We start from the raw sequence: 10,213 nt of genomic DNA on the forward strand, positions 1-10,213 counted from the left end.
GTGCCGCCCGGCGACACATCCAGTTCTACCGACACCCCCACCCCCTGGCAACGACCCCGATTACTAACCGACCTCGCAGGACGGGCCCGACGACCGCGCCGCGGGGTGGTGGGTGCAGGGCCGCGGGGGCCGTTCAGGGACTACTAGCCCGGCTCGTATGTGACCTGGGTCCTGTGGGGCGCCTCACCGGCAAGGGCCCCGGATCTCACCGAATGCACCCAGTCGATTTCGTTGAGAAGACCGATCGGACGCCGTCGCCTTTGCGAGGTGTCACCTCGGGGGCGGCTCCTCGGCGTGGTCGCCGAGAGTAAGGAGGACGCGGCGCAGCAGGCCCGTGAGCTGCTCGCGTTCGGCGGCGGTGAGGCCTGCGAGCTGGCGCTCCTCACCCGCGAGGTGGTGCTCGGCGAGGCGGTTGGTGAGTTCCCGGCCGGTGTCGGTCAGGGAGATCAGCACCCGGCGGCGGTGGGCGGGGTCGACGGCTCGTTCCACCAGGCCCTTCGCCACGAGGTGGTCGATGCGGTTCGTGAGCGCCGCGGAGCTGACCATCGCGGCGGAGCTGAGCGCGCCGGCGGTGAGGACGTGCGGCGGGCCGGAACGCAGCAGGGTGGCCAGGACGTCGAACTCCCAGGGTTCGACGCCGTGAGCAGCCAGGTTCTCCTTGATCCCGCGCTCCAGCAGGCGCGAGGCCCTGGAGAGGCGGCCGATCACGGCCATCGGCGAGGTGTCCAGGTCGGGGCGGACCGCGTGCCACTGGGCGGTGATCTGGTCGACGCCGTCGTGCTGCGGCTGCTGTTCCGTCATGCACGCAGCCTAACATTTCGACGTAGAACTGTTTGACATCGCCGATCAAGGTCCTTTATTATTTCGACGTCGAAATTTTCGTCGTAGGGGGATCGTCATGAAGGTTCTGCTCACCGGCGCCACCGGCTACATCGGCTCGGCGGTTGCCGACCACCTCTCCGCCGCCGGACACCAGGTCGTCGCGCTCACCCGCAGCACCGCGCCGCAGCCCGGCCGGGGCTGGGACGCCCGGCGCGTCGGCGACACCGCCGACCCCGCCTCGCTTGCCGGTGCGGTGACCCCGGACATCGAGGCCGTGATCCACCTGGCTCCCCCGAGCGGCGACGCCGACGTGGACACGGCCGTCATCGAGGCGCTCGCCGCTCCGCTGCGCGGCACCGGCCGCCCCTTCGTCTACACCAGCGGCGTCTGGGTGCTCGGTGCCACGGGCGAGGCCCAGGAGGTCGGTGAGGAGTCCCCCACCAACCCGATCGACATCGTCGGCTACCGCCCCCGGATCGAGCAGCAGGTGCTGGCCGAGGTCGCCGAGGGCGTGCGCGCGGTCGTCGTCCGGCCCGGCATCGTGTACGGCCGCGGCGGCGGCATCCCCGCCATCCTGGTCGACCGGGCCCGCCTGCAGGGGGCGCCCGAGTACTACGGCGACGAGGGCGTGCGCTGGCCGACCGTCCACGTGGACGACCTCGCCGACCTGTTCGTGGCCGCCGTCGAGCGGGCCGAGGCCGGTACCGTCTGGCACGGTGTCGGCGAGTCCGCCGTTCCGGTGCGCGACCTGGCCCGCGCCGCCGGCCGCGCAGCCGGCGTGCTCGCCGCCCCGCGCGTGGTGGCGGTGGAGCAGGCCGCCGAGGTCTTCGGCCAGGTGTTCGCGGACGCGCTCGCCCTCGACCAGAGCGTCAGCGGCGCCGCCGCCCGTACGGCCCTGGGCTGGCGGCCGGGCCGGCCGGGCCCGGTGGCCGAGCTGGTCTCGGGCTCGTACCGGCCGGTCGAGGTGTTCGGTGCCCCCGACGGCCCCGAGACCGATGCCGAGGTGGCGGCGATCCGCAGCCTGGTCGCGGAGGTCGAGTACGCGCAGCAGAACGAGCTGGTCGACCGGTTCCTCGGGGTCTTCCGTCGCGAGGACCCGGTGTGGACCACCGGTCACGGCAAGCGGCTGTCGGGCTTCGATGAGATCGCGACCTTCACGCAGAAGGTGCTGCCCGGTGCGACGGCCGATGCGACCGCCGTGTACGACGTCGAGCGCGTGCTGTTCCTGCGGCCCGACGTCGCCGCGGTGAACGTCCGCCAGCAGCCGGTCCGCCACGACGGCACCCGGATCGCCGACCGGCCGGAGGGCCGCCCGTTCTACATCCTGGTCAAGGAGGACGGCACCTGGCGCGTGGGCGCCGCCCAGAACACCGTCGTGGTCGACTGACCCTCCTCCACCTCCACCTTCCCGGCCCCGGGCGCGCCACCCTCCCGGGGCCGGGGAGGACGTGCGGGCCCGCACGGGGGGCGGGCCCGCACCCGTGTGCCGCAGGGCGTGTATCGATGGCGTAGCCGTGCGTCTGAGCGCCCTAGGGGCGTTCGAAGGCCTGGAGGACTCCGCCGGCCGAGAAGCACAGGGCGCCGGTCAGCGTCCCCCAGTTGGCGATGTCGGTGTTCACGAGGCTTCCGGTGGCCGGCCGGGTGAACGCGGCCAGCGCCGACACCATGAAGAGCACCGAGCCGAACTGGTTCACGGCGACGACCCACCACCCGAGACTGCGCGAGCGGAGGCAGGGCAGGGAGCGGTGGCAGATCTCGGCGAACGCGAGGTGCCCCGAGATCAGGAACAGCACGCATCCGACCACGTCGGGAGTCCAGATCAGCCGGTTGACCTGCTGGACTGTCAGCCCTTGCAGGAAGGAGTCCAACAGGTTGACGCCGAACACGAGCGTCCCGACGAACAGTACGAACGTGCTCAGCCAGTCCAGCCGCATCGGCTCGTACCCCCACCAGCGCCAGCGCGCCGTCACCAGTGGACCGCCCCCGTGGGAGTGCCGGGGCGCGTTCAGCACTTGCAGGAGCGAGGTGTAGCCCCCGGTGTTGAAGAACAGGCCCCCCGCGAAGTAGACCGAGGCGCTTTGGACCGCGTCGCCCGAGCCGAACTGGGCCATGGCGGCACCGAGGGCGAAGAGCGCCCCGCCGATCACGAACGCACCCGAGGCGACCGCGTTGAGCTTCCGCAGTCGGCCGAGGGCCTCGGCATCGGCCGCGCGGGAGGTGCTGACCCCGCCTCCCGGGCCGCGGACCGACAGCGACCCGCGCCTCCGCGCGAGCCGGGACTCCCACACCACCGTTTCCCCTTCGGGGCGGTGCCACGTGAGCCGGGTGGTGAACGGTCCTGCGCCTTCGGCGCGCTGCTCAGGCTGTCCCACGGCCCGAGCCTAGTTCCGCGTGCAGTGCCCGGCGCACAGCGAAACGTACCTTTCCGCCCCTGATGCGAACCCCTCACCCTCAGGGCTGCCTCCTGATCCTTTTGCGGGCAGAGCTCGGTCCACGCCCTTGCCGGGGCAGTCGAACTCGTCGACGATGCTGCACAGCCCCGGCCGCCCGCATACCGCCTGCCCGGTCGGGGCATCGGAGAACAGGAGAGACAGTGACGAAGAACAACAGTCCACGCAAGCGCTCCGCAGTGAGGGCAGCGCTCATACCGCTGCTCGTGGTCGCCGGGCTTCTGCTCGGACCCGCGGCCGCCACCGCGGCGGCCGCACCGGCCGCGCGGCAGGCTCCCGCTGCGGCGGCGCTCCCCCACAACGCCCTCGCGGCCGGAACCAGCGCGGCAACCGGCCTGCGGGCGCCGCTGTCCTCCCCGGACCGGGCCACCACCGGCACCAAGAAGGGCAAGAAGAAGAGCAAGAAGAAGGGCGGGTTCTTCGGGAAACTCGTGATCATCGTGCTCGTCGTGATCGTGCTGCTCTTGGTCCTGTACGGGATCCGCACGGCCATGCGCCGCAGGTCCTCCTAGGTCAACTCGGGTACGTCGTACGGGTGATGGCGCCGAGGGCGTCACGGAGGGTGTGACCGTTCGGCGGGCGGTCGTGCCAGCGCGCGCCGACATGTCCGTCCGGCCGGATGAGCAGTGCTCCGTAGGGAGGGAGGCCCCAGACGTCCCTGTGCCCGTCGGTGAGCCGCTCGATGCGCAGTGGCCAGGGAGCAGCGGATTGCTGCTCCCACGGCGTGGGGTCGGCGGTGAGCAGGGTGAACCATTCACCGAAGGTGTCGAGCGTGGAGCGCCCGGGGGTGAGCCACAGGTGCGGCATGCGGTGGCCCGGCTCCGCGGTGGGGACGTAGTCCGCGCCGACGTCGGACGGCTCGGGTGCCGCGTCGCCGTCGGAGCAGTCGCCGTCGGAGAGGACGGCGTCGGAGAGGACGGCGTCTGAGCGGTAGGCCACGCCGAACACGAGGCCGAGCTGGGCGAAGTACCGCTCGGCCCACGGCAGTTCGACCCGGTCCGACGCCATCACCTCGCCGGCTTGCAGCTGCTCGCGGCGCCGGCTCTGCACGCTGATGGCGAGGCGGGTGTTGTCGACCGCTTGGCGGAGGGTGAGGTGGGCGACGGGCAGTCGCTCCGCCTCGTAGGTGTCCAGTACGCCCGGTCCGGCCCACCTGTGGAGGACGCCCGCCAGTTTCCAGCACAGGTTGTGCGCATCGGCGACGCCGGTGTTCATGCCCATGCCGCCGAAGACCGGGATCGCGTGGGCGGCGTCACCGGCGAGCAGGATCCTGCCGTGGCGGAGGCGTTCGGCGACGAACGCGTTCATCGTCCAATGCTGAACGCGCAGCACATCGGCTCGTACGCCGGGCACGGGGCCGAGAGCGCGCGAGACGAGCTGCGGCCAGTCGGTGTCGGGGGTGCCGGTGTCGTCGGGGGTGGGCCCGAGCCAGGCCCACCCGCCTTCGGGGTAGAGCGGGGCGATCGCTCCGTGGGCGGTGAAATAGACCCCGGCGGGCTGCTCGGCGCACCAGCGGCCGAGGTCGGCGTCGAACACGACGGTGGTGAATCCCGCCATCGCCCCGGGGCCGTCGGTCTCGATGCCCAGCCGTCGGCGGATGGTGGAGTTCGCGCCGTCGGCGGCGAGTACGTAGCGGGCCCGGACACGGGTCTCTTCACCGCGTCGGTGGTCGAGGAGCACCGCGGTGACGCTCTCGGGCTCCTCGGCCAGGTCGACGAGCTCGACGCCGAACCGCATCTCTCCGTCCACCGCTGCCAGCAGAGTGGGTTCCAGGCGGTCCTGCGAGGTGACCACGCCGATCACGGGGCTCTCGGGGATCGGTGCGTTGACCCCCACCATCGCGGCCGTGGCGAAGTCGCTGTCGTAAAGGGTGTCGCGGAAGCGGACGCGGCCGAACTTCGGTGCGAAGGAACCGGCGGCGATCTCGGCGTCGACGCCGAGCTGCCGGAAGATCTCCATCGAGCGCGCGTTGACCAGGCGTGAGCGGGGGAACGGCGACAGCTCCCGGTGCTTCTCCACGAGCAGGGTCCGCACGCCCCAGCGCTCCAGCAGCGCGCGGGCGGTGAGCCCGACCGGACCCCCACCGACGATGACCACGTCCACCTCGGCGTCCGCCACGGGCATGTCGGGCTCCTCCCCCTCGCCTCGGTCCGTCAGGCCACTCGGCTGTCGCCGGCCTGCACGGCGGCGCCCGACCACGGCCCGGCGCCTGACGCCCTGCCATCCCACCCTGCCAGCGAGGGGATCGATCGCATTCACCCGTTGGTCGGCGCGCCCGGGGAACCGGTGGGGGGCCGCACGGGCTCCGGCACCGTGGCCCGGTGTTCGCCCGGGCGGCCGGCGCGCCGTCCCCTGCATGTGCCGGGCCCAGGTGCGGTGCCGCACTGTCCGTGGGGCAGGATGGCAGCCCGTGGCGAGTACGCACAGGTGCTCGAACGGGGCTCCGTACAGCACGATGTGACAGGTGAAGAAGTGACGATACGACACATATGCCGGCCGGCGGCCGCCCTCGCCGTCCGCCCGGGCCCCCTCGCTCCGGAGGGGATCCTTTGAGCCGGGATCTCGTCCTGCACGACTGGGTGGTCGCCGCCATCGCGATGGCGGCGGGCGTCGCCGCCGGGTTGCTGCTGCGCGCCCTCATGCGGTGGCTGGGCAGGCACGCGAGCAGGACGGCATGGAGCGGTGACGACATCATCGTCGACGCCCTCCGCACGCTCGCACCGTGGGCCGCCGTCATCGGGGGCGCGGCCGCGGCGGCGTCGGTGCTGCCGCTCACCACGCGGGTCACGGGGCTCGTGAACGACTCGCTGATCGCCCTGCTGATCCTCATCGCCACGTTCTCGGCGGCCAGGGGCGTCGCGGGACTCGTGCAGCCCCTGGCGCAGTCCCGTACGGGAGTCGCCGGATCGGCCACCATCTTCGTCAACATCGCCCGTGTCGTCGTCCTGACCATGGGTGTGCTCGTCGCCCTCGAAACGATGGGCGTGTCCATCGCGCCGCTGCTCACGGCGCTCGGAGTGGGCGGTCTGGCGGTCGCCCTGGCCCTGCAGGACACCCTGGCCAACCTCTTCGCGGGCGTGCACATCCTCGCGTCGAAGACGGTGCAGCCCGGTGACTACATCCGGCTGAGCAGCGGCGAGGAGGGCTACGTCGTCGACATCAACTGGCGCAACACCGTGGTGCGCAACCTGTCGAACAACCTGGTGATCATCCCCAACGGCCGTCTCGCGCGGACGAACATGACCAACTTCACGCAGCCCGAACAGAAGTTGTCGATCCTGGTCCAGGTGGGCGTCGGATACGACAGCGACCTGGAGCACGTCGAGCGGGTCACGCTCGACGTCGTCGACACCGTGATGGCCGACGTCTCGGGTGGGGTCGCCGACCACGAGGCCGCCGTGCGCTTCCACACGTTCGCGGACTCCAGGATCAACTTCACCGTGATCCTGGGCGTGGGCGAGTTCAGCGACCAGTACCGGATCAAGCACGAGTTCATCAAGCGCCTGCACGAGCGGTACCGGGCGGAGGGCATCTCCATCCCCGCCCCCGCCCGGACGGTCTCGGTCCAGTCGTGGGGAGCACAGGTCCCGCACCAGCGCGACGCGGCGGCCTCGGTGCTCGCGGGGAACGGGCTGGAGTAGCACCCAACCCGCCCCGGGCGGCGGTCGGAGCGTGCCCGGCTCGCTCCGACCGCCCGCCGGGACGCATGAGCATGCCTGCGCGGGCCGCAGGAAAATCCAGCGGCGCCCCCGCACCCGGCCGCGGACAATGAGCGCCATGACAGCCCTGCACACCAACCCCCTCTTCACCCGGCTCGCGGACGCCGAACGGATTCTGGTCGCGGGCGCGGGCGGAGGCTTCGACATCTATGCCGGGCTCCCCGTCGCCCTCTCCCTCATGCACCAGGGCAAGCAGGTGCACCTGGCGAACCTCTCCTTCAGCTCCCTCGCCGGCCTGCCCGCCGAGGAGTGGGAAGCTCCCGACCTCGCGGCCGTCACCCCTCGTTCCGCACCCCACCAGGCCTACTTCCCCGAGCGGACCCTGGCCCAATGGCTGAAGATCCACGGCTACCCGTCCACCGTGTACGCCTTCCCCCAGATCGGCGTGCAGCCGCTGCGGGCCGCCTACCGCGCCCTGATCGACCTGCACGACATCGACGCGGTCGTGCTCGTCGACGGGGGTACGGACATCCTGATGCGGGGCGACGAAGCGGGCCTCGGGACCCCCGAGGAGGACCTGACCAGCGTCGCCGCACTGGCCGCGCTGGACGACGTACCGCAGCGCCTCGTCGTGTCGGTGGGCTTCGGGGTGGACGCGTACCACGGGGTCAGCCATGCGCTGGTGCTGGAGAACATCGCGGCGCTGGAGCGCGACGGCGCCTACCTCGGCGCGTTCTCGATACCGCGCGCGACCCGCGAGGGGGCGCTCTTCCTGGACGCCGTGGCCCACGCGCAGGACCACACGCCGGACCGGCCCAGCATCGTGAACGGCTCGATCGCCGCCGCCGTACGCGGCTCCTTCGGCGACGTCCAGTTCACCAGCCGTACGAGCGGCAGCGAGCTGTTCGTGAACCCGCTGATGTCCCTGTGCTTCGCCTTCGACCTGCCGGGGCTTGCGGCGCGCTGCCTCTACCTGGACCACATCGAGGACACCCATCTGATGCGCCAGGTCCATTCGCGGATCGCCGAATTCCGGGACGACCTGGTCACCCGCCCGTCCCGCCGCATCCCGCACTGACAGGGCGAACGCCCGCGGCGGCGGGGGCGGAGCCCGAGGCGGTGGCACCGGGGATCCCGGTGGTCGCTACCGGTAGCCTTGCCCCCGCCGGTAACGCAGGGGCGCGACGAGCCGGCCGGCCATTTCCGCTCGTTCCCCCAAGAGGACGCAACGCACATGTTCAAGGTCAACGAATACTTCGACGGCACGGTCAAGTCGATCGCCTTCACCCAGGAGCAGGGCCCGGCGACCATCGGTGTCATGGCTCCCGGCACGTACGAATTCGGCACGGACGCCCCGGAGATCATGCACGTGGTGAGCGGCGCGCTGACCGTCAGGCTCCCGGGCGCCCCCGACTGGGAGACCTTCTCCACCGGCAGTCACTTCAAGGTCCCGGGCAACAGCAAGTTCCAGCTCGAGGTCGCAGTCGAGACCGCCTACCTCTGCGAATACCGGTAGAGCCTCGCGCGGAAGGAGATCTCGGCCGTCGCTGACCACGCGCCGTGGGACGCGGGGATCCGACGAACGGCCGGTGGGTCCGGCTCGGGCCACTGCTACCGCAGGGCATCGGGACCGGGCCCCCGCCGGGGGGATCGGCTTCGGCCCCCGAACACCGTCCGCCGCACCGCCGCCACCGGTACGGCGGCCCTCCCCTCCTGAAAGCCGACCGGCGGTCGGACGTACGGTCCACCGATCGGGCGACCCGACGGGCGCCCCTCCCCGGCCGACTCCAGGATGAGTGCGACGACGCACGACGGGAGCCGACCACGATGCCGAACGCCACCGGACACCCGCGCCGGGCGCGCAGCGCCCTGGCGGGCGTCCTGGTCCTCGCCGGGATCGCCGTCACCGGGTGCAGCGGCGAGGACCGCGCCGCCGCACGGGGACCGGGAGCCGGACCCAGCCCCCAGGCAACGCACTCCGGCAAGGTCACCGTCGTCTACGACGACAAGTCGTTCACACCGCAGGACCGGCAGGTCGTGGCGCCGGTCCGGGACTCCCGCGTGCTGGAGCGGGCGGCCGACTGGGTGAACAAGTCGCTCACCCTCCCGCACGACATGGTCGTGAAGGTGACCACCGCAGTGCCGCCCGGTGTCACCGACGCCGTCACCCAGCCGGACGGCAGGACGATCTACATCCCGCCGGCGTTCCTGGCGCAGATCGAGGACGCGTTCGACGATGTCGTGAAGACGGTCAAACGGCCCGCCCCGTTCCCCGCGTCCGCGTACAACACCGACGACCTGACGGCGCTGGCGACCGAGTTCATCTTCGGACACGAGCTGGGCCACGCCCTGCAACGCCAGCTCCTCCTGGCCAACCTCGGCCTCGAAGAGGACGCGGCCGACGGATTCGCGTCCTTCTACACCGTCAACGAGGTCGGGCCGGGCCCGTCGCTGGCCGCCGCGATCCTCTTCGACGCGATCGCCCGCAAGGAGGGCCGGCTGACCCTGGAGAGCCTGGCGAGCGATCACCCCGTCACCCAGGCGCGGGTGTTCAACTTCCTGTGCTACCTGGAGGGCAGCGACCCGAAGAAGTACCAGAAGCCCCTGGTCGACGGCGGCTACCTCCCGAAGACCCGGGCCCCCCTCTGCCCGCAGGCCTGGGCGATGCTGGACTACGGCTGGTGGACCCAGCTTCAGGCCCACTTCGATCCGGCGTTCAAGACCCAGGGGGAAGCGGAGCAGAAGAAGGCACACGAGCAGTGGATCGCCGAGACGAACGCCCTGGCGGAGCGGCTCGACGAGATCCGCACCGGCCAATGACTCCCGATCGGCTATTTGAGGGCTCTGTATTCGGGTGACGAATCGACCAGTTCGGGGTGGGTGAGTACGTACCGATCGCCGTGAATCGCGCTCATGGCCCAGTGCCACGAGTCGTCATGGAAGACCAGCCCGCGGTTCGGTTCATCAGCCGATTCGTACTCATACCACTTCAGGGCGGCCTCCATGGCCTCCTCGGGAGACAGTCCGCCGTGATGCTGCATCACCCACGCGTAGCCGCGCCGTTCGGCGTTCAGGTAGTCGAGGTACTCCGCTTCGCTCCACGTCACGGGTCAACAGTAGACCGGCCCCTGTGGCGTGCGGGAGTCGGCAACCCGTGACGTTCCCGGAGTGGTTGTGCGGCTGCATGCGCAAAGACGCTCGGCCGGGAGCAAGTCCTGGCCGAGCGTCTTCGTGTACGTGTGGCGGCTTAGTACCAGTGGTTGGCGGACCAGAAGTTCCAGG

10 protein-coding genes are annotated in these 10,213 nt (G+C 71.2%); 6 read left to right on the forward strand and 4 right to left on the reverse strand.

Annotated elements, in window-relative coordinates; genetic code table 11:
- Window positions 1-270: 270 nt before the first annotated feature.
- Window positions 271-801, reverse strand: coding sequence for a MarR family winged helix-turn-helix transcriptional regulator (locus ACIGFK_RS42205; RefSeq protein WP_386473703.1), 531 nt, complete (start codon window positions 799-801; stop codon window positions 271-273).
- A gap of 97 nt (window positions 802-898) precedes the next feature.
- Between ACIGFK_RS42205 and ACIGFK_RS42210 the strand changes: the two genes are divergently transcribed.
- Window positions 899-2,209, forward strand: coding sequence for an SgcJ/EcaC family oxidoreductase (locus ACIGFK_RS42210; RefSeq protein WP_376661515.1), 1,311 nt, complete (start codon window positions 899-901; stop codon window positions 2,207-2,209).
- Window positions 2,210-2,351: 142 nt separating this feature from the next.
- On the opposite strand, the gene ACIGFK_RS42215 is transcribed toward ACIGFK_RS42210, so the two are convergent.
- The gene (locus ACIGFK_RS42215; protein ID WP_400056122.1) at window positions 2,352-3,194 is read right to left on the reverse strand and encodes a hypothetical protein; all 843 of its coding nucleotides are present in this window, start codon (window positions 3,192-3,194) and stop codon (window positions 2,352-2,354) included.
- Between the two features lie 221 nt (window positions 3,195-3,415).
- Here ACIGFK_RS42215 and ACIGFK_RS42220 point away from each other — a divergent pair, with 221 nt between their 5' ends.
- Window positions 3,416-3,784, forward strand: a complete 369-nt coding sequence (locus tag ACIGFK_RS42220; RefSeq protein WP_376661517.1) for a hypothetical protein — start codon at window positions 3,416-3,418, stop codon at window positions 3,782-3,784.
- 1 nt (window position 3,785) lies between these two features.
- On the opposite strand, the gene ACIGFK_RS42225 is transcribed toward ACIGFK_RS42220, so the two are convergent.
- Window positions 3,786-5,396, reverse strand: a complete 1,611-nt coding sequence (locus tag ACIGFK_RS42225; RefSeq protein ID WP_400056124.1) for an FAD-dependent monooxygenase — start codon at window positions 5,394-5,396, stop codon at window positions 3,786-3,788.
- 425 nt (window positions 5,397-5,821) lie between these two features.
- Between ACIGFK_RS42225 and ACIGFK_RS42230 the strand changes: the two genes are divergently transcribed.
- From ACIGFK_RS42230 to ACIGFK_RS42245, 4 genes are all read left to right on the forward strand, one after another.
- Window positions 5,822-6,913 carry a mechanosensitive ion channel family protein gene (locus ACIGFK_RS42230; RefSeq protein WP_400056126.1) on the forward strand — a complete coding sequence of 364 codons (1,092 nt, stop codon included), beginning with the start codon at window positions 5,822-5,824 and terminating at the stop codon, window positions 6,911-6,913.
- A 136-nt stretch (window positions 6,914-7,049) separates the two neighbouring features.
- Window positions 7,050-8,009, forward strand: a complete 960-nt coding sequence (locus ACIGFK_RS42235) for a DUF1152 domain-containing protein (protein WP_400056127.1) — start codon at window positions 7,050-7,052, stop codon at window positions 8,007-8,009.
- A gap of 156 nt (window positions 8,010-8,165) precedes the next feature.
- The gene (locus tag ACIGFK_RS42240) at window positions 8,166-8,447 is read left to right on the forward strand and encodes a pyrimidine/purine nucleoside phosphorylase (protein ID WP_400056129.1); all 282 of its coding nucleotides are present in this window, start codon (window positions 8,166-8,168) and stop codon (window positions 8,445-8,447) included.
- A 311-nt stretch (window positions 8,448-8,758) separates the two neighbouring features.
- Complete coding sequence (locus ACIGFK_RS42245; RefSeq protein WP_400056130.1) at window positions 8,759-9,751, forward strand: DUF4344 domain-containing metallopeptidase; 993 nt, start codon at window positions 8,759-8,761, stop codon at window positions 9,749-9,751.
- Window positions 9,752-9,762: 11 nt separating this feature from the next.
- On the opposite strand, the gene ACIGFK_RS42250 is transcribed toward ACIGFK_RS42245, so the two are convergent.
- Window positions 9,763-10,038 (reverse strand): hypothetical protein, encoded by a 276-nt coding sequence (locus tag ACIGFK_RS42250; protein WP_376661523.1) that lies wholly within the window; start codon window positions 10,036-10,038, stop codon window positions 9,763-9,765.
- Window positions 10,039-10,213: the final 175 nt, after the last annotated feature.

It is taken from the genome of Streptomyces sp. NPDC085524, from assembly GCF_044541755.1.
Classification (GTDB): domain Bacteria; phylum Actinomycetota; class Actinomycetes; order Streptomycetales; family Streptomycetaceae; genus Streptomyces.

Bases quoted from the DNA above. Each gene is read 5' to 3' on its own strand.
- ACIGFK_RS42205 (WP_386473703.1), bottom strand. From the start codon at position 801: ATGACGGAACAGCAGCCGCAGCACGACGGCGTCGACCAGATCACCGCC.
- ACIGFK_RS42210 (WP_376661515.1), top strand. From the start codon at position 899: ATGAAGGTTCTGCTCACCGGCGCCACCGGCTACATCGGCTCGGCGGTT.
- ACIGFK_RS42225 (WP_400056124.1), bottom strand. From the start codon at position 5,396: ATGCCCGTGGCGGACGCCGAGGTGGACGTGGTCATCGTCGGTGGGGGT.
- ACIGFK_RS42235 (WP_400056127.1), top strand. From the start codon at position 7,050: ATGACAGCCCTGCACACCAACCCCCTCTTCACCCGGCTCGCGGACGCC.
- ACIGFK_RS42240 (WP_400056129.1), top strand. From the start codon at position 8,166: ATGTTCAAGGTCAACGAATACTTCGACGGCACGGTCAAGTCGATCGCC.
- ACIGFK_RS42245 (WP_400056130.1), top strand. From the start codon at position 8,759: ATGCCGAACGCCACCGGACACCCGCGCCGGGCGCGCAGCGCCCTGGCG.